An 18,065-nucleotide genomic window follows, 5' to 3' on the forward strand; every position below is an offset into this window, starting at 1 on the left:
TCAGCTGCCGGCAGCAGCACGAAGGGGGTGCCCGGACCGATCGGTCCGGGCACCCCCTTCGTCACGGCTGGGTGATCAGCGCGCGGTGATCAGCGCTTGGTGATCTCCCAGTCGCCGCCGTCGGAGTCGACGACGAGGTACTTCGTGCCGGTCTGGACCGTCGAGGTGCCCTCGTAGGTCTTCTTGTACTCGCTGACGAGACGGTCCGGGTAGTCCTCGCCACCGACGGCCTGGATGGAGATGCGGCCGCCGTAGTCGTTGCTCGAGGTGTACTTCACGCGGATGTCGGAGGACTTGCCGTCCCACTTGAAGACCGCGCCGCCGTTGCCCTTCTGCGAGGAGCCGAAGGCGGGGGCCGTCGAGATCCGCTTGAAGGTGATCTTCCACTTGCCCTCGGACTCGACCTTGATGCGGTTGGTCGAGGCGCTGGAGCCGGTGAGGTTGTACGAGCTCGTGCCCTTCGCCTTGTCGTAGTAGGAGAAGATGCTGTAGTCACCCGAGGACGAGCCGTTCGCGTCCTCGCCCTTGACCCGGAAGCTGGAGAAGCTCGAGTTGGGGTCACCGAGGAAGTCGGCCTCGATGAGACCGGCGCCGTCCCCCGGCGGGACCTGGATGACGGCGTTGCCGCTGCCCTCGTAGGTCTTGCCGTACTCGCCCTTGGTGACGCCGCTGCCGATCTTCGTGCTGCCACCGCCGGTGGAGTCGCTCGTCGGCGAGGCGTCGGTCGTCGGGGAGTCGGTGCTCGTGTCGCTCGTCGAGGAGTCGTCGCTCGTCGGCGAGTCGCTCGAGGTGTCGCTCGAGGTCTCCGAGGTCGAGGACTCGGTGCTCGAGGAGCTCGCAGTCGTCGTCGGGTCGTCGCCACCGCTGAGGGCGCGGACGCCGAAGAAGCCGAGGACGCACAGCAGGAGCACACCGAGCACGCCGCCGCCGATGATGAGCGGGAGCTTGTTGCTCTTCTGCGGGCCGCCGGGCTGACCGGGGTAGCCGCCCTGCTGGCCGTAGCCCTGCTGGTTGTAGCCCGAAGGACCGCCGGGGCCCTGCTGGCCGTAGCCGCCCTGCTGGCCGTAGCCCGGGGCGCCCGCGCCGGCACCGGCGCCGTAGGAGCTCGTGCCGTAGCCGCTGTCGCCCGAGGACCCGTAGGAGCTCGAGCCGTAGCCGCTGTCACCGCTCGCGCCGTAGGAGCTCGACCCGTATGAGGAGTCACCCGACCCGTAGCCCGAGCCCGCGCTCGGCATGGCCTCGGTCTCCGGCGACTTGTCGGCGCTCGGACGGATCCGGGTCGCCTCGTCGACGTCAGAGGCGTCCTGACCGGCAGCCCCCTGCTGGTCGTTGCCGAAGCCCTCGGGCGTCGGCTGACGGTGATCCGTCCAGCTGCTGCCGTCCCAGTACCGGATCTGGCCGGACTGCTCGGGGTCCGGGTACCAGCCCGCTGCCCACTCGCTCATCGTGCTCCCCTTGTCAGGTGGTGTGTCTTGTGCGGCGAAGGCTACCTGCGCCGGATGGGTGCGAGGCGCACCGATCTCGTGTCGTTTCGGCGACGACCCGCGATCTGCCCCGGTATCTCGGGGTTGTCGTCATGTCGGGGGAGCACTCCCCCGGCGCATGTCTGCGGAAAGCGCGGGGCCCCGGCCGCAGCATCGCTGCGGCCGGGGCCCGTCGTGCGCTGCTCGTGATCAGCTGCAGCCGCTGGTGGAGCCGCAGCCCTCGCAGACGTAGCAGGAGCCGGCGGGGCGCATCTTCGTCCCGCAGGTCATGCACATCGGCGCGTCGGCGGTCTTGCCCTGGAACTTCTCCAGCAGCTCGGCCGAGCTGTGGATCTGGCCGCTGACCTCACGGGCGGAGGCGGCGCCAGCGCCCGAGGTGACCTCGGCCGCGTGCTCCTCGACCGGGGCGTCGGCCTTCTTCGAGGACGGGGCGGCGGACTGGCTGTAGGTCTCCAGCTCGTCCTCGAGGTCCTCGTCGTCCTCGTTCGGCGCGGCCGCGTAGGACCCCGTCTCGAGCTGGCGGGCGCGCTCCTCGGCGGTGTGGATGCCCATGAAGGAGCGGGTCTCGAAGTCGAGGTAGTCCAGCGCCAGGCGACGGAAGACGTAGTCCATGATCGACTGCGCCATCCGCACGTCCGGGTCGTCGGTCATGCCGGCCGGCTCGAAGCGCAGGTTGGTGAACTTCTCGACGTAGGTCTCGAGCGGCACGCCGTGCTGCAGCGCGATGGAGATCGCGATGGAGAAGGCGTCCATGAGACCGGCGAGGGTCGAGCCCTGCTTGCCGAACTTGAGGAAGATCTCGCCCAGCTCGCCGTCGTCGTACGTGCCCGACGTGAGGTAGCCCTCGGCCCCGCCGACGGCGAAGGACGTGGTCTGCGAGGTGCGGCGCTTGGGCAGACGACGACGCAGCGGGCGGTACTCGACGACCTTCTCCGGCTCCGCGGCCTCGGTCTTCGCGTCCTTGGCGTCCTTCGCGTCCTTGGCGGTCGAGCCGCCGTCGGAGAGCGGCTGGCCGACCTTGCAGTTGTCGCGGTAGACCGCGAGCGCCTTGAGCCCGAGCTTCCAGCCCTGGATGTAGACGTCCTCGATCTCCTCGACGGTCGCGTCCTCCGGCAGGTTGACCGTCTTGCTGATCGCGCCGGAGAGGAAGGGCTGCGTCGCCGCCATCATCCGCACGTGACCCATCGGGCTGATCGAGCGCGCACCCATCGCGGTGTCGAAGACCTCGTAGTGCTCGGTCTTCAGACCGGGGGCGTCGATGACGTGGCCCTTGTCGGCGATGTACTCGACGATCGCCTCGACCGTCTCCTGCGCGTAGCCGAGCTTCTTCAGCGCGCGCGGGATGGTGAGGTTGACGATCTGCATCGAGCCGCCGCCGACGAGCTTCTTGAACTTCACGAGCGAGAAGTCCGGCTCGATGCCGGTGGTGTCGCAGTCCATCATGAAGCCGATGGTGCCGGTGGGCGCGAGGACCGAGGCCTGCGCGTTGCGGTAGCCGTTCTTCTCGCCGAGCGTGATGACGGCGTCCCACGCCTTCGTCGCGGCGGCGTGGATGTCCTTGTCCATCGTGTGCAGCGTGCGGACCTGGTCGTTGGCCGCCTGGTGCTTGCGCATGACGCGCTTGTGGGCGTCAGCGTTGCGGGCGTAGCCGGCGTAGGGGCCGACGACCGCGGCGAGCTCGGCGGAGCGCTTGTAGGCGGCACCGGTGAGCAGCGAGGTGATCGACGCGGCGAGGGCGCGGCCGCCGTCGGAGTCGTAGCCGTGCCCGGTCGCCATGAGCAGCGCACCGAGGTTGGCGTAGCCGATGCCCAGCTGACGGTAGTCACGGGTCGTCTCGCCGATCGGCTCGGTCGGGAAGTCCGCGAAGCAGATCGAGATGTCCATCGCGGTGATGACGAGCTCGGCGACCTTCTGGAAGGTCGCGACGTCGAAGGTGTCGTCGTCGCGCAGGAACTTCAGCAGGTTGAGCGAGGCGAGGTTGCAGCTGGAGTTGTCGAGCGACATGTACTCGCTGCACGGGTTGGACGCGGTGATCCGGCCCGTCTCGGGGTTGGTGTGCCAGTCGTTGATCGTGTCGTCGTACTGGATGCCCGGGTCGGCGCACTCCCACGCGGCCTTGGCGATCTTGCCCATGAGCTCACGGGCGTCGACGGTGGAGATGACCGAGCCGTCCTTGCGGGAGGTGAGCCCGAAGTCGGTGCCGTCCTCGACCGCACGCATGAACTCGTCGCTGACGCGCACCGAGTTGTTCGCGTTCTGGTACTGGACCGAGACGATGTCGGCGCCGCCGAGGTCCATGTCGAAGCCCGCGTCGCGCAGGGCCCGGATCTTGTCCTCCTCGCGGGCCTTGGTCTCGACGAACTCCTCGATGTCCGGGTGGTCGACGTCGAGGACGACCATCTTCGCCGCGCGACGCGTGGCGCCACCGGACTTGATGGTGCCCGCCGACGCGTCGGCACCGCGCATGAAGCTCACGGGGCCGGAGGCGGTGCCGCCGGAGGAGAGCAGCTCCTTGCTGGAGCGGATGCGGGAGAGGTTGAGGCCGGCGCCGGAGCCGCCCTTGAAGATGAAGCCCTCTTCCTTGTACCAGTTGAGGATCGAGTCCATCGAGTCGTCGACGGAGAGGATGAAGCACGCCGAGACCTGCTGGGGGCTCTTCGTGCCGACGTTGAACCACACCGGGGAGTTGAAGCTGAAGACCTGGTGGAGCAGGGCGTAGGTCAGCTCGTGCTCGAAGATCTCGGCGTCGACCGGGGTCGCGAAGTAGCCGTGGTCCTTGCCCGCCTTGACGTAGGTGAGCACGACGCGGTCGATGAGCTGCTTGAGACCCTGCTCGCGCTCGGGCGTGCCGACGGCGCCGCGGAAGTACTTCGTGGTGACGATGGTGCTCGCGTTGGCGGACCAGAAGTCGGGGAACTCGACGCCGCGCTGCTCGAAGATCGTCGCGCCGGTCTTCCAGTTCTGCTGGACGACGTCGCGCTTCTCCCAGGTCACCTCGTCGTAGGGGTGGACGCCCTCGGTGGTGTAGATGCGCTCGACCGTGATGCCGCGGTTCTTCGCGGATCGACGGGTGCTGGGCTTGCCGGCGGTCTCGGTCATGGTCCCTCTCTCGGTGGTGCGGGTCTGCAGGTGGTGCTGCTCATGTGGTGCTGTGTGGTGCGGGCGGCGTGCAAGGGAAGACCTCGCATCAAGCGTGTCACCGGGTACCGACAGCCCGATCGCGTGCCGGTACCCGGGGGTCTAGGGGGCGTCCTGCGCGAGAGCGGTGTGCTCGGCGCGCAGCAGGGTGATGGCGGCCTCGAAGTCCTCGAGCGAGTCGAAGGCCTGGTAGACGCTCGCGAAGCGCAGGTAGGCGACCTCGTCGAGCTCGCGCAGCGGACCCAGGATCGCCATCCCGATCTCGTGGGCGTCGATCTCGGCGCTGCCCTGCGCCCGTACGGCCTCCTCGACGCGCTGGGCGAGCAGGGCCAGCTGGTCCTCGGTGACCGGTCGGCCCTGGCAGGCCTTGCGGACGCCGACGAGGACCTTGGCCCGGCTGAAGGGCTCCGCCGCACCCGAGCGCTTCGTCACGCTCAGGCTCGCGCTCTCGAGCGTGGTGAAGCGCCGGTTGCACTCGGGGCACTGCCGACGGCGACGGATCGAGGACCCGTCGTCGGCCGTGCGCGAGTCGATGACGCGAGAGTCGGTGTGACGGCAGAAGGGGCAGTGCACGATGCTCTCCTCTCGGGCACGGTGGCACAGGTCGGGCACCGGCTCACCAGCACGAGGCGGGTCGCCAGCTGTGGACCGGGGTGTGGATCAGGGCGGTTCTGCTGTGGACATCTGTCGACAACCGGTGGACAACTCCGCCTCACATGTGCACTACATGTGGACGAATGACATCGGTGTAACCACTAGATGTAGTGCCATTTCATCACGCCCACCACCACGCACGCAAGACCCGGCGAACCCCCGGGCGAGAAGTCCCGGGATACCGGGCGACACGCCGACGCGAGCCCCGTCGACAGCCGGCGGGGACAGCACGACGGCCGCACCCGGTGGAGGTGCGGCCGTCGCCGTCGCCCGGGTCGGGTCGAGGGACCCGGGTGGTCTGGTGATCCGTCGTGACGGTCAGCGCGTCGGGATGACGAGCTCCTGGCCGGCGTGGACGAAGGGGGTGCTCAGCGCGTTCTCCGAGCGGATCGCCGAGACGGCCGCGCTCGTGGGCACGCCGGGCATCTGGCTGGCGGCGACGTCGCTGAGGGTCTGCCCCTGCTCGACGGTGACGGTCGTGGCCGCAGCGGCCTCGCCGCCCGCGGTCGCGATGCCGGTGCCGAGCGCGAGCAGGGCCGCGACGGCGATCGTCGTGAGCGCGAGGCGACCCCGACGGGTCACCCGCAGCTCGGTGGGGACGTCGGTCCCCGTCGGCACGGACACGAGGTGGCGCTCGGCCCGGCGCGGGTCGCGCAGCGCCGAGGGCCGGGCAGCGTGCTGCGGGGCCTGGACGGTGAGTGCGCTCATGGTCTCCTCCTAGTCGTCTGGTCGAACCGGTGTTCGACGAGGCGTCTGCACGATGTCTAGCACAGGTGTTCGAGCGAGAACAAGACACGCTCGAACATGTGTTTGATCTAGACCGGGCCGAGCACTACCGTCGGCCACACGGGAGAGACAACCAGCGAGCACCGACAACGCTGTCCTCCCCCGCAGGAGCAGGCCACCAGCCGCCCCCTCACGGGTCGCGGCGCGAGCGAGACAGCGAGGGGCGCGATGAGCGAGGACAACATCCGCACGTTGCCGGTGCGGGACAACGGCGAGGGGCTGACCGCCCGGCAGGTCAAGGTCCTCGAGGTGATCCGCAGCGCGGTCGCGACGCGGGGCTACCCGCCGAGCCTGCGCGAGATCGGCGACGCGGTCGGGCTGACGAGCCCGAGCTCGGTGGCCCACCAGCTGACCGCGCTCGAGCGCAAGGGCTACCTGCGCCGTGACCCCAACCGGCCCCGCGCCATCGAGGTCGTCTCGCCCGAGGCGCCCCGCTCCCCCGAGGGCGACGCGCAGACCCACGACATCGCCGGCTACCGCGGTGGCGCCAGCCCCAACGACCCCGACGCGACGGGCAGCGGCGACGCCCACCCCGCCGCCACGTACGTGCCGGTGCTCGGCCAGATCGCCGCGGGCGTGCCGATCGTCGCCGAGGAGAGCGTCGAGGAGGTCTTCCCGCTGCCGAAGCAGGTCGTCGGCGAGGGCTCCCTCTTCCTCCTGCGCGTCGTCGGCGACTCGATGATCGAGGCCGCGATCTGCGACGGCGACTGGGTCGTCGTGCGCCAGCAGCCGACGGCCGACAACGGCGACATCGTCGCGGCGATGCTCGACGACGAGGCGACGGTCAAGACCTTCAAGCGACGTGACGGCAAGGTGTGGCTGCTCCCCCACAACCCCGCCTTCGAGCCGATCGACGGCGACCACGCGACGATCCTCGGCAAGGTCACCGCGGTCCTGCGCCGCATCTGAGCCTGGCGCGCCGCCCCGGCCGGACGGGCCCGCCCCTGCACGGGGCGGGCCCGTCCAGCGTGGCGGGGCCGGTCAGCCGACCTGTGCGCTGGCGCGGACCAGCGCGTCCAGGCTCGTGTCGAGCGAGCCGTCGACCCGGTGGGTCGCGAGGTCGTCACCGCGCGTGCGTCCCCTCGTGATGATGACGACCGGCGTGCCGAGCTTGGCGGCCCGCCGCACGAAGCGCAGGCCGGACATCACCTGCAGGCTCGACCCGAGCACGAGCAGGCTCGGCGCCGCCTCCGTGAGCGCGAAGCAGTGCTCGACGAGCGGCTTGTCGACCGAGCCGCCGAAGAAGACGACGTCGGGCTTGAGCATGTCCGACCCGCACACGAGGCAGAGCGGCGCCTCGAAGGCCTCGACCTCGACCTCCTCGAGGCGCACGTCGCCGTCGGGTCGGATCTCGTCGCTGTCCGCGTCGAAGCCGGGGTTGCGCTGCGCCATCCGCTCGTCGAGCGCGGCCCGGGCCTCCCGGGCGCCGCACGCGAGGCAGACCACCTCGGCCAGGCTCCCGTGCAGCTCGACGACACCGGTGCTGCCGGCCGCCTGGTGCAGGCCGTCGACGTTCTGGGTGATGACGCTGCCGACCTGACCGCGCTCCTGCAGGTGCGTGACGAGCTCGTGGGCGCGGTTGGGCCGGGCCGCGCTGAAGCGGCGCCACCCCACGTAGCTGCGCGCCCAGTAGCGCCGCCGGGCGGCGCTGCTGCCGACGAACTCCGACAGGTGCATCGGCGTCACCCGGCGCGTGCCGTCCGGACCGCGGTAGTCGGGGATCCCCGAGTCGGTCGACATCCCCGCGCCGGTGAGGGCCAGCGCCGGCCCGCGGCTCAGCACGTCGGCGATCTCGCGGAAGGTCTCGGGGGTGCTCACCGCACCAGTATCCGCCCGGACCTCGCGTGCACGGCGGGCGAAGGGGGTGCCCCCACCCGGTGGTGGTGGGCACCCCTTCGTCCGGTCCCGCCCGCCCGTCCTGCGCGCGAGGCTCCCGGCGCCGCTCGGAGCGCGCCGGGGCTGCGGCTATCGTGACCGCATGATCGACGCTGCAGGGCTGCGGGTGATGCGCGCCATCGCTGACGAGGGCAGCTTCACCGCCGCCGCGCTCGCGCTCGGGTACTCCCAGCCGGCGGTCTCGCAGATGGTGCGCCGTCTCGAGCAGCGCACCGGCACGGTGCTCGTCGAGAAGGTCGGTCGCTCGGTGCGCCTCACCGAGGCGGGCGAGGTGCTCGCCCGGCACGCCGGACCGGTCCTCGCCGCGCTCGACGCCGCCGAGGAAGAGGTGGCAGCCATCGCCGGCCTGCGCGCCGGTCGGGTCCGGCTGATGGCCTTCCCGAGCTCGTCGGTCACCCTCGTGCCCCGCGCCCTCGCCGCGGTGCGCCGCGCGCACCCGGACGTCAAGGTCACCTTCACCGAGGCCGAGCCGCCCGAGTCGCTCGCGGCGCTGCGCGGCGGCGACTGCGACCTCGCGGTCGCCTTCAGCTACGACGGCACCGACCTCGGGCGGGGCGAGGACCTCGAGGGCTTCGTCGTCCACCCCCTCCTCACCGAGGAGGTGGGCATCGCGCTGCCGAAGGGGCACCGCCTCGCCGAGGAGGAGCGGGTCGACCTCTCCGACCTCTCGGAGGAGGAGTGGATCGCGGGCTGCCCGCGATGTCGCGGTCACCTGCTGCAGATCTCGCACGACGCGGGCTTCGCCCCACGCGTCGCCTTCGAGACCGAGGACTACGTCGCGGTGCAGGGCTTCGTCGCCGCGGGGCTGGGCGTCGCGCTCATCCCCGACATCATCCGCGAGGCCACGGCCAACGACGACGTCGTCGTGCGCCCGCTCAACCCGCCGACCCGGCGCCACATCCACGTCGTGACGACCGAGGACCTCCAGCGCGTGCCGGCCGTGCAGGCCGCGGTCACCGCTCTCGTCGACGCCGCGGCCCGCTGAGGGCCTAGCTGCTCGCGCCGGCCTCGGCGTGCTGGCCGTCGCACCACTGCTCGTCGGGGACCTGCGCGCGCACCTGGTCGACGTGCTCGCCGCAGCCGGCCCAGGTCGTCTTGCCGCAGATCTCGCACGGGACGGGTCGGCACATGAGGATCACGCTCCTGCTCGATCGGGACTGATGTCACCGCGAGGGTAGCCCCCGCGGGTCTCGTCCCCCTCACCCACAGGGGCCCCTCGGCGCGGTCCGCCGTCCACAGCCTGCCGTGGTGGCCTGCTGCGAGCCCCCGGCGTTCGTAACGTCGCGCCATGCGCAGACCGGACGAGCCCAGCGAGCGCCTGCGACGCATCCTCGACGGCGTCGAGGACGCCCGCGCCACCGACCCCGTGGACGGCGACCCCGACCTCGGCCCCGATCTCCCCGACGAGGGGACGCGAGACGGGCCGGTGCCCCAGCCGCCCCGGCCGCTGACCCTGCCGTCGAGCATCGCGACGGCCCGGTGGCGGGTCCGTCCCCGCGCGGTCGTCGGGGTGGCCCTGCTGCTCGCGGTCGCCGTCACGGTGCTCGGGGTCCGGCTGCACCTCGCCCAGCGCGACGCGCTGCCGCAGGCCGCACCGGCCACGTCGGGCGGTCCGGCCGTGGTGGCGACCGGTGACCGCTCCGGCTTCGAGACGGGCGTCGGCACCGAGCCGGTGCCCAGCGGCACCGCACCGGCTCGAGCCACGCCGGCGGCGGAGGTGTACGTGCACGTCGTGGGACGGGTGCGCAGCCCGGGGGTGGTCACCGTGCCCGCAGGCGCCCGCGTCGAGGAGGCGATCAAGGGCGCCGGGGGCGTGCGCGAGGGTGCCGATCTCGCCCAGGTCAACCTCGCCCGACCGGTCGTCGACGGCGAGCAGGTGGTCGTCCCGCGCGAAGGGGGCGCCACCCCCGTTGCCGGAGGGGTCCCCGCACCCGCCGGACCCACGGCACCGGCTGCTGCTCCGGGCGGACCGGCGGGCACCGCGGCCCCGTCGGCGCCGGTCGACCTCAACACCGCCGACCAGGCCACGCTGGAGACCCTGCCCGGCGTCGGACCCGTCCTCGCCGCACGGATCGTCGAGTGGCGCACGACGAACGGCGGCTTCACCACCGTCGAGGAGCTCGACGAGGTCTCGGGCATCGGCGAGAAGCTCTACGCCCAGATCAGCCCGAAGGTCACCGTGTGAGCCCCGGGCCGGCGCGGCGGGAGCCGACGAGCACCGCGCCGGTGAGGGCGCCCGACCGGGTCGACCTGCGTCTGCTCGTGCCCGCTCTCGCCGCCTGGGCCGTCACGGTCGGCGCCCTGGGTGTGCCGGTGCCGGTGCGGGTCGGGTGCGCGCTCGCATGCCTCCTCCTCGGTGGCGTCGTCCTCGCGTCCCGCTCGCCCGCACACCGCCCGATCGCACACCGCCCGATCGCACACCGCCCGACAGCGCGACACGACGACGCGGGACACCAGGCGATGCGACGCCAGGCCGTGCGCGGCTCGTCCGGCACCCGCCCAGCGTCCTGGCGCTCCGGGCTCGCTGCGCTCCTGGGCCTGTCGTGCCTGACGAGCGCGGCCTGCCTGCTCGCCTCCGCGGCGCACGACACGCGCTCTCGGGTCGGCGGGGTCGTCGAGCTGGCCGAGCAGCGCGTGTCCGTGACGGGCACGGCCGTCGTCCTCGGCGAGCCGGTGCTCGTGCGGGGCCACGGGTCCGAGGAGCCCGCGGTGATGCTACGCGTGCGGCTGACCCAGACGAGCGTGCGCGGGCAGGTCCGGCGTCTGCACGCCCCCGTCGTCGTGCGCTCGTCGGACCCGGCCTGGCGCGACCTGCGCTGGCACGACGAGATCCGCGTCGCCGGCACGCTCGTGCCCGGCCGCCCCGACGAGCCGACCGTCGCCGTGCTCCGGCCCCGCGGACCGCCCGAGGTCGGCGAGCGAGGGCCGCTGCTCGCCGCCGCCGACCACATGCGCTCACGGCTGCGCGAGGCGACCGACCACCTGCCCGCCGACGCACGCGGGCTCGTGCCCGCCCTCGTCATCGGCGACACGAGCGCCACCCCGCCCGACCTCACCGACGACATGCTCGTCACCGGGATGTCGCACCTGTCGGCCGTGAGCGGGAGCAACGTCGCGATCGTCCTCGCCGCGGTGCTCGGCGCCTGCCGCCTCGCCGGCTGCCCCCGACGAGCCCGGCCGTGGGTGGCGGCTCTCGCACTGGCATGGTTCGTCGTGCTGGCCCGTCCGGAGCCCAGCGTCGTGCGTGCCGCGACGATGGGTCTCGTCGCGCTGCTCGGCATGAGCGCGTCGCGCCGTGGCGCGGGCGCGCCGGCGCTGTCCGCCGCGGTCGTCGTCCTCCTCCTGCTCGACCCGTGGCTCGCCCGCAGCTACGGCTTCGCGCTGTCGACGCTCGCGACGCTCGGCCTCCTGCTCTTCGTGCGGCCGTGGGCGCGGGCGATCAACGCCCGGCTCCCCCGGCGCCTGCACGTCGTCGGCCCGGCCGTCGCCATCCCCGTCGCCGCGCATCTCGCGTGCGCCCCGGTCGTCGTCCTCCTCCAGGGCTCGGTGAGCACGGTGAGCGTGCTCGCCAACCTCGTCGCCGCCCCGCTCGTCGCCCCGACGACGGTCGCCGGCGTCCTCACCGCACTCGTCGCGCTGCTCTCCCCGAGCCTCGCGTCGTGGCCCGCCTGGCTGGCCGGCCTGCCGGCGCTGGGCATCGCCCGCGTCGCCCGGGTCAGCGCGGACGTGCCCGGAGGATCCGTCGACTGGCCGGACGGCACCCCGGGGGCGCTCCTGCTCGCCGGCCTCACCGTGCTCGGGCTCCTCGCCGCGCCCTACCTCGGCCACCGGGCCCGCGCGGCGCCGGTGCTCGCGTGCTGCGTCGTCCTCGTCCTCGCCAGCGCCGCCGTCCCCCGGCGGGTGCTCGTCGACGTGCCGGACGACTGGGTGATGGCGGCCTGCGACGTCGGCCAGGGCGACGCGCTGGTCCTCGCCACCGGGCCGGGTCGCGCGGTGCTCGTCGACGTCGGCCCGGACCCCGCCGCGGTCGACAGCTGCCTGTCCCGGCTCGGCGTGCGCCGGCTGGACGCGGTCGTGCTGACCCACCTGCACGCCGACCACGTCGGCGGTCTCACCGGCGCGCTCGACGACCGGCCCACCCAGCGGCTGCTCGTGTCGCCGGTGCGCGACCCCGAGGACGCGGACCGCGAGGTGCGGGCGGAGGCACGGCGCCGCGGCATCGCCGTGAGCGAGGTCGTCGCCGGCGACCGGCTGAGCCTCGGCCCGGTGACCGGCAGCGTGTGGTGGCCGGCCCGCCGGATCACCGAGGGCTCGGTGCCCAACAACGCCTCGCTGGTGCTGCGACTGCGGATCGGCGAGGTCGACGTGCTGCTGCTCGGCGACATCGAGCGCGAGGCCGGGCACGCGATCCTCCTCGCGCTGCGCCGAGACCCCGTGATGTCCGCAGCGGTGGCCGACGTCGACGTCCTCAAGGTCGCCCACCACGGCTCGGCGAACGTCGACGAGGACCTCATGGCGGCCGTGGCCGCACCGGACGCCCTCATCAGCGTCGGTGCGGACAACGACTACGGCCACCCCGCCCCGCCCCTGCTCGCGCTCCTCGCCCGCACCGGCACGCGGGTCTGGCGCACCGACGTCGACGGCCTGCTCGTCGTCGTGCCCGACGGCGACGGCGCAGCGGTGGCCTCGCTCCCGTGAGGGCAGGACCGCGAGCGAGAGCCCGCCGCGACCTCCCGACCGCGAGATCAGCTCTCGAAGCGGGGGGCGAGGGTCACCGCGACGGTGCCCGGCCCGACGTGCGCGCCGATGACCGCGCCGAGCTCGACGACGCGGGGCTGCTCCTCGAGCGACGCCGCGAGGTGATCGCACAGCGTCTGGGCCCGCTCGTCGGCGTCGAGGTGGTGCACGGCGACGTCGAGCGTCGCCCCGCTCGCCCGGATGCGCCCCGCCCGCTCGAGGCAGATCGCCTCGAGCCGGCCCAGTGCCCGCCCCGCGGTGCGCACGCGCTCCAGCGGCTGGACCGCGCCGTCACGGACCTCGAGGATCGGCTTGATCGCCAGCGCGGACCCGAGCAGCGCCTGGGCGCCCCCGATCCGCCCGCCGCGGCGCAGGTGCTCGAGGGTGTCGACGTAGACGACGACCTCGCTGGCCGCGGTGACCCGGCGGGCCGCCGCCTCGCACGCGTCGAGGTCGGCGCCCGCCGCGGCGAGGACGGCGGCCTCCTCGGCCGCCACCCCCAGCGGACGGGCGATGGTCTGGGTGTCGACGACACGCACGGGCACGGGCGAGTCGACGGCGGCGCTCGCCGCCGCGTCGACGGTCCCCGACAGCGCCGAGGAGAGGTGCACCGACACGATCGCGTCGGCCCCCTGCTCGACGAGCCGCTCGTAGGCCTCGAGGAAGACGTGGGGGGTGGGCCGCGACGTCGAGACCGGCGAGCGCCGGCGCATCGACTGCGCGAGGAGCCCGGGGGCGAGCGTGCCGTCGGTGTGCGACACCCCGTCGACGACGACCTGGAGCGGCACCGTCGTCACCGACCCACGACCCGCCAGGACGGCGGTGGAGTCGGTGACGACGGCGACCGGGGGCATCGGGGCCGGCCCGCCCGACGTTGACGAGCTTCGGGGCGCGCAAGACGGCCGGGCGCCCGGGGGGGGCCCCCCCCCCCGCCCCCCCCGGGCGGCGGCCCCCCCGGCCCCCCCCCCCCCCCCCCCCCCGGCGGGGGGGGGGGGGGGGCCCCCCCGGCGACCGGGGTCATCGGCTCAGGCCGGCACGACGTTGACGAGCTTCGGGGCGCGCACGACGACGGTACGCACACCCCCTTCGATCAGGCTCGCGACCTTCGGGCTGGCGAGCGCCAGCTCGCGCAGCTCGTCCTCGCCGATGTCGCTGGGCACCTCGAGACGGTCCTTGACCTTGCCGCGCACCTGCACGACGCAGGTGACGGTCTCCTCGACGAGGCGCGACGGGTCGGCCTGCGGGAAGGCCTCGTGGGCGAGCGAGCCCTCGTGACCCAGGCGCGACCACAGCTCCTCGGCGATGTGCGGCGCGAGCGGGGCGACCATGAGCACGATCGCCTCGGCCGCCTCGCGGGGCACACCGCCCTCGATCTTCGTCAGCGCGTTGTTGAGCTCGGTGAGCCGGGCGATCGCGGTGTTGAAGCCCAGCCCCGCGTAGTCGGCGCGCACCGCGTCGATCGTGCGGTGCAGGACGGCCGCGGTCGCGTCGTCCAGCGGGGCGTCGACGACGGTGACCTCGCCGCTCTCCTCGTCGACGACGTTGCGCCACAGCCGCTGCAGGAAGCGCTGCGGGCCGACGACGGCACGGGTGTCCCACGGCTTGCTCTGCTCGAGCGGGCCCAGACCCATCTCGTAGAGCCGGAAGGTGTCCGCGCCGTACGTCTCGTACATCTCATCGGGGCTGACCATGTTCTTCAGCGACTTGCCGATCTTGCCGAACTCGCGGGTCACCGGCTGGCCCTGCCAGGTGAAGGTGCCGTCGGGCCCCTCCTCGACCTCGCGCGCCTCGACCGGCTGGTCCCGGGCGTCGCGGTACGCGGCGGCCTGGATGTAGCCCTGGCTGAAGTACGTGCGGAAGGGCTCCGAGGAGCTGACGTGACCGAGGTCGTGGAGCACCTTGTGCCAGAAGCGGGCGTAGAGCAGGTGCAGCACCGCGTGCTCGACGCCGCCGACGTAGAGGTCGACGCCACCGGGGTCACGGGTGCCGGCGGGCGCGCCCGCGACCGGCTCGGGCCGCGGGCCCATCCAGTACCGCTCGTTCTCGGGGTCGACGAGGGCCTGGCCGTTCGCCGGGTCGAGGTAGCGCAGGTAGTACCAGCACGAGCCGGCCCACTGCGGCATGACGTTGGTGTCGCGGCGGAAGCGGCGCGGGCCGCGCCCGTCGCCGAGGTCGAGCTCGACGCTCACCCAGTCGGCGTCGCGGGCGAGGGGCGGCTCGGGCTCGCTGCCGGCGTCGTCGGGGTCGTAGGTGCGCGGGCTGTAGTCCGGCACGTCCGGCAGCTCGACGGGGAGCTGGTCCTCGGGCACCCCGTAGGCGATGCCGTCCTCGTCGAAGAGGACGGGGAAGGGCTCGCCCCAGTAGCGCTGACGGGCGAAGAGCCAGTCGCGCAGCTTGTAGGTGACCGCGCCCTCGCCCAGGCCCTTGCCCTCGAGCCAGGTCGTGATGCTCTCCTTGGCCTCGGCGACGCCGAGCCCGTCGAGGGAGATCTCGTCGTTGCTCGAGTTGATGGCCGGGCCATCGCCGGTGAAGGCGGTCGACTCGTCGTGGTCGGCCGGGGGCTGCACGGTGCGCACGACCGGCAGCTCGAAGGCGGTCGCGAAGTCCCAGTCGCGCTCGTCCTGGGCGGGCACGGCCATGATCGCGCCGGTGCCGTAGCCCATGAGGACGTAGTCGGCGACGAAGACGGGCACGCGCGTGCCGGTGACGGGGTTGGTCGCCCAGCCACCGGTGAAGACGCCGGTCTTCTCCTTGCCCTCGGCCTGGCGCTCGAGATCGGTCTTCGCCGCGGCCTGGGCGCGGTAGGCGGCCACCGCCTCGCCGGGGCTGCCCGCTCCCCCGGTCCACGCGTCCCGCGTGCCCTCGGGCCAGCCGCCCTCGGGGACGAGCTCGTCGACGAGCGGGTGCTCAGGGGCGAGGACCATGAAGGTCGCGCCGAAGAGGGTGTCGGGCCGGGTCGTGAAGACCTCGATCCCGGTGCCGGCGGCGCCGTCGACGGGGAAGGTCACCCGCGCGCCCTGGCTGCGCCCGATCCAGTTGCGCTGCATGATCTTGACCTTCTCGGGCCAGTCGACCCCGTCGAGGTCGTCGGCGAGCCGGTCGGCGTACTCGGTGATCCGCATGACCCACTGGCGCAGGTTGCGCTTGAAGACCGGGAAGTTGCCGCGGTCCGAGCGGCCCTCGTTCGTGACCTCCTCGTTGGCGAGCACGGTGCCCAGCCCCGGGCACCAGTTGACCTGGGCCTCGACGCTCTGCACGAGACGCCGGGCGTCGAGCAGGTCGGCGCGCTCGACGTGCGAGAGGTCGTCCCAGCCGCGGCCGTCGTCGGCCGGGAGCGGGCGACGCCCGCTGCGGTACTCCTCGACGAGGTCGGCGATCGGCCGGGCCCGCCCGGTGCCGCCGTCCTCGCGCGGGGCGTCGGCGTCGTACCAGGAGTTGAAGATCTGCAGGAAGATCCACTGCGTCCAGCGGTAGTAGTCGGGGTCGATCGTGCGGATCGCCCGACGGTCGTCGTGGCCGAGACCGAGACGGCGCAGCTGGCGCGCCATGATCGCGATGTTCGCCTCGGTCGTCGTGCGCGGGTGCTGACCGGTCTGCACCGCGTACTGCTCGGCCGGCAGCCCGAAGGCGTCGTAGCCCAGGCAGTGCAGGACGTTCTTGCCGAGCATGCGGTTGTAGCGCGCGACGACGTCGGTGGCGATGTAGCCCAGCGGGTGGCCGACGTGCAGCCCCGCCCCGCTGGGGTAGGGGAACATGTCGAGGACGAGCAGATGACCCTCCGGGTGGGCGGCGACGCCCTCCGGGTCGGCCCAGGGGCCGGCGGGGTTGGCCGCGTGGAAGGTGCCCTCGCGCTCCCACCGGTCCTGCCAGGAGAGCTCGATCTGGTCGGCGAGTGCGGCCGTGTAACGGTGCGGGGTCTGGCTCATCGGTCCTTGTCTCTCGCGATCGTCAGCGGGCACGGGAGCCCGACATGTCAGGGTACCGGCCGTGCGCCGGCCCCCTTCGCCGCGCCCACGACGACGAGCGGCGAAGGGGGGTCAGTCCCGCGCCCGCTCGAGGGCGTCGGTGACGCCGGGCTCGACGGGCCCGAGGACCGGGTCGCGCCGGGTGATGACGTCGGCGGCGGCCTTGACGTTCGCGAGCACCTCGCGCTGGCGACCGGCCGACCACGTGCCGCCCCACCGCCGGGCCGTCTCGTCGCCGACGGCGTCGACGGGCAGCCCGACTGCCCGGCAGACCGCGACGACGCGGGGCACGTGGTAGCCCTGCGAGACGACCGTCGCGCTGCTCACCTGGAAGACCCGCTTGGCCCGCACGCACGTGTCGTAGCTGTCCAGCCCCGCGTAGTCGAGGACAACCCGGTCTCGGTCGACCCCGCGGTCGACGAGGTAGTCGCGCATCGCGCTCGGCTCGTCGTAGTCGTGGCTGCGGTTGTCACCGCTGACGAGGACGACCTCGACCTTGTCCTCGCGGACGAGCTCGGCCGCGATGTCGAGCCGCGCCTGGAGGAAGGGGCTCGGCGACCCGTCCGGCGCCAGCCCGGCACCGAGGACGATCGCGACGGGGTGCCGTGGCACGTCCTGCGCGGTGTAGAGGTGCCCGGAGGACGAGCGGGCCACCCAGAGGTTGGGCCCGCCGACGACGAGCGCGACGAGGAGCACGAGCCCGCCGGCGGCGAGCAGCAGCCGTCGCCGGGTCATCGCTGCCCCCGGGCGTGGCGCAGGGCCCCGACGACGACGAGGGTCTGGGCCAGCAGGTACGGGACCATGACGCGGACCCCGGCGGCCGGCACGGGCGCGACGAAGGCGTCGCGCGCGAGCACCGTGTCGCTGAGCACGAAGAGCGACGAGCCGGTGCCGAGCACGACGTCCTGCGTCGACCACGCGGCCAGGCTCGTCGCGCCGATGACCGCCATGTACGCGGCGACCGGTGCGGCTGCGGGCAGCCCGCCCTCTGCTGCGAGCGCCGGCAGCACCTCGCGGCTCGACCACAGGCACCCGGCGAGCACGAGACCGCCCGGCAGGACCCAGGCCGTGCGGTGCAGACCCATCCGGCGGGTCGCGTCGAGGTAGGCGAGGTGGCCGAGCAAGAAGCTCGTCAGCCCGCCGAGGAAGTACCCGCGCTGCTCGCCCCGCAGCAGGGCGACGTCGCCGACGAGGCCGAGCCCCAGCCCGCCGAGCACGCTGCGGCCCCACGGTCGCTCGTGCAGACCGGAGGCGAGGGCCGCCGAGCCGAGCGCCAGCATCGCGCCCGGCTTGGCGACGACCTCGGCGCGGCGGTGCCGGGCGGCGACGGCGACCCAGTCGGCGGCGACGGCTCCCGCGGTGAGCGTCCACAGCGCGGCACGGCGGCTGGGTCGGGTCATGGCGC

At 73.2% G+C, this 18,065-nt stretch carries 14 protein-coding genes; 4 read left to right on the forward strand and 10 right to left on the reverse strand.

What is annotated here, in order from left to right:
* Positions 1-89: 89 nt before the first annotated feature.
* The 4 genes from LIV55_RS02920 to LIV55_RS02935 form a co-directional block, all read right to left on the reverse strand.
* Positions 90-1,445 (reverse strand): DUF2510 domain-containing protein, encoded by a 1,356-nt coding sequence (locus LIV55_RS02920; protein ID WP_123092847.1) that lies wholly within the window; start codon positions 1,443-1,445, stop codon positions 90-92.
* 228 nt (positions 1,446-1,673) lie between these two features.
* Complete coding sequence (locus tag LIV55_RS02925; RefSeq protein ID WP_229299126.1) at positions 1,674-4,583, reverse strand: vitamin B12-dependent ribonucleotide reductase; 2,910 nt, start codon at positions 4,581-4,583, stop codon at positions 1,674-1,676.
* Between the two features lie 141 nt (positions 4,584-4,724).
* Positions 4,725-5,195: a transcriptional regulator NrdR gene (gene nrdR / locus LIV55_RS02930; protein WP_123092906.1), complete on the reverse strand. Its 471-nt coding sequence runs from the start codon at positions 5,193-5,195 to the stop codon at positions 4,725-4,727.
* A gap of 399 nt (positions 5,196-5,594) precedes the next feature.
* Positions 5,595-5,984, reverse strand: coding sequence for a LysM peptidoglycan-binding domain-containing protein (locus tag LIV55_RS02935; protein WP_083968765.1), 390 nt, complete (start codon positions 5,982-5,984; stop codon positions 5,595-5,597).
* Between the two features lie 246 nt (positions 5,985-6,230).
* Between LIV55_RS02935 and lexA the strand changes: the two genes are divergently transcribed.
* On the forward strand, positions 6,231-6,971 hold the full coding sequence (lexA, locus tag LIV55_RS02940) for a transcriptional repressor LexA (RefSeq protein WP_191563341.1): 741 nt from the start codon (positions 6,231-6,233) through the stop codon (positions 6,969-6,971).
* Positions 6,972-7,043: 72 nt separating this feature from the next.
* Here the strand turns inward: lexA and LIV55_RS02945 are convergent, their stop codons facing one another.
* The gene (locus LIV55_RS02945; RefSeq protein WP_229299127.1) at positions 7,044-7,880 is read right to left on the reverse strand and encodes an NAD-dependent protein deacetylase; all 837 of its coding nucleotides are present in this window, start codon (positions 7,878-7,880) and stop codon (positions 7,044-7,046) included.
* A gap of 160 nt (positions 7,881-8,040) precedes the next feature.
* Between LIV55_RS02945 and LIV55_RS02950 the strand changes: the two genes are divergently transcribed.
* Entirely contained in the window at positions 8,041-8,943 is a 903-nt protein-coding gene (locus tag LIV55_RS02950) for a LysR family transcriptional regulator (protein WP_068274964.1), read from the forward strand.
* A gap of 4 nt (positions 8,944-8,947) precedes the next feature.
* Here the strand turns inward: LIV55_RS02950 and LIV55_RS02955 are convergent, their stop codons facing one another.
* Positions 8,948-9,088 carry a DUF8730 family Cys-rich protein gene (locus LIV55_RS02955; protein ID WP_191563343.1) on the reverse strand — a complete coding sequence of 47 codons (141 nt, stop codon included), beginning with the start codon at positions 9,086-9,088 and terminating at the stop codon, positions 8,948-8,950.
* A gap of 158 nt (positions 9,089-9,246) precedes the next feature.
* On the opposite strand from LIV55_RS02955, the gene LIV55_RS02960 reads away from it, so the two are divergent.
* Positions 9,247-10,143 (forward strand): ComEA family DNA-binding protein, encoded by an 897-nt coding sequence (locus tag LIV55_RS02960; protein WP_229299128.1) that lies wholly within the window; start codon positions 9,247-9,249, stop codon positions 10,141-10,143.
* Positions 10,140-12,656 (forward strand): ComEC/Rec2 family competence protein, encoded by a 2,517-nt coding sequence (locus LIV55_RS02965; RefSeq protein ID WP_229299129.1) that lies wholly within the window; start codon positions 10,140-10,142, stop codon positions 12,654-12,656. The genes LIV55_RS02960 and LIV55_RS02965 overlap by 4 nt, the downstream gene beginning before the upstream one ends.
* A gap of 47 nt (positions 12,657-12,703) precedes the next feature.
* On the opposite strand, the gene LIV55_RS02970 is transcribed toward LIV55_RS02965, so the two are convergent.
* From LIV55_RS02970 to LIV55_RS02985, 4 genes are all read right to left on the reverse strand, one after another.
* Positions 12,704-13,549 (reverse strand): DegV family protein, encoded by an 846-nt coding sequence (locus LIV55_RS02970; protein WP_229299130.1) that lies wholly within the window; start codon positions 13,547-13,549, stop codon positions 12,704-12,706.
* Positions 13,550-13,720: 171 nt separating this feature from the next.
* Entirely contained in the window at positions 13,721-16,621 is a 2,901-nt protein-coding gene (leuS, locus tag LIV55_RS02975; RefSeq protein ID WP_229299131.1) for a leucine--tRNA ligase, read from the reverse strand.
* 111 nt (positions 16,622-16,732) lie between these two features.
* Positions 16,733-17,395 (reverse strand): SanA/YdcF family protein, encoded by a 663-nt coding sequence (locus LIV55_RS02980; RefSeq protein ID WP_191563347.1) that lies wholly within the window; start codon positions 17,393-17,395, stop codon positions 16,733-16,735.
* On the reverse strand, positions 17,392-18,060 hold the full coding sequence (locus LIV55_RS02985) for a lysoplasmalogenase family protein (protein ID WP_148041603.1): 669 nt from the start codon (positions 18,058-18,060) through the stop codon (positions 17,392-17,394). The genes LIV55_RS02980 and LIV55_RS02985 overlap by 4 nt, the downstream gene beginning before the upstream one ends.
* Positions 18,061-18,065: the final 5 nt, after the last annotated feature.

Source organism: Janibacter melonis, from assembly GCF_020567375.1.
In the GTDB taxonomy this organism is placed as follows: domain Bacteria; phylum Actinomycetota; class Actinomycetes; order Actinomycetales; family Dermatophilaceae; genus Marihabitans; species Marihabitans melonis.

Excerpts from the sequence above, each read along its gene's own strand:
- LIV55_RS02925 (WP_229299126.1), bottom strand. The coding sequence starts at position 4,583 with ATGACCGAGACCGCCGGCAAGCCCAGCACCCGTCGATCCGCGAAGAAC.
- LIV55_RS02920 (WP_123092847.1), bottom strand. The coding sequence starts at position 1,445 with ATGAGCGAGTGGGCAGCGGGCTGGTACCCGGACCCCGAGCAGTCCGGC.
- LIV55_RS02960 (WP_229299128.1), top strand. The coding sequence starts at position 9,247 with ATGCGCAGACCGGACGAGCCCAGCGAGCGCCTGCGACGCATCCTCGAC.
- LIV55_RS02950 (WP_068274964.1), top strand. The coding sequence starts at position 8,041 with ATGATCGACGCTGCAGGGCTGCGGGTGATGCGCGCCATCGCTGACGAG.
- LIV55_RS02970 (WP_229299130.1), bottom strand. The coding sequence starts at position 13,549 with ATGCCCCCGGTCGCCGTCGTCACCGACTCCACCGCCGTCCTGGCGGGT.
- leuS (WP_229299131.1), bottom strand. The coding sequence starts at position 16,621 with ATGAGCCAGACCCCGCACCGTTACACGGCCGCACTCGCCGACCAGATC.
- lexA (WP_191563341.1), top strand. The coding sequence starts at position 6,231 with ATGAGCGAGGACAACATCCGCACGTTGCCGGTGCGGGACAACGGCGAG.
- LIV55_RS02980 (WP_191563347.1), bottom strand. The coding sequence starts at position 17,395 with ATGACCCGGCGACGGCTGCTGCTCGCCGCCGGCGGGCTCGTGCTCCTC.
- LIV55_RS02935 (WP_083968765.1), bottom strand. The coding sequence starts at position 5,984 with ATGAGCGCACTCACCGTCCAGGCCCCGCAGCACGCTGCCCGGCCCTCG.
- LIV55_RS02985 (WP_148041603.1), bottom strand. The coding sequence starts at position 18,060 with ATGACCCGACCCAGCCGCCGTGCCGCGCTGTGGACGCTCACCGCGGGA.
- LIV55_RS02955 (WP_191563343.1), bottom strand. The coding sequence starts at position 9,088 with ATGTGCCGACCCGTCCCGTGCGAGATCTGCGGCAAGACGACCTGGGCC.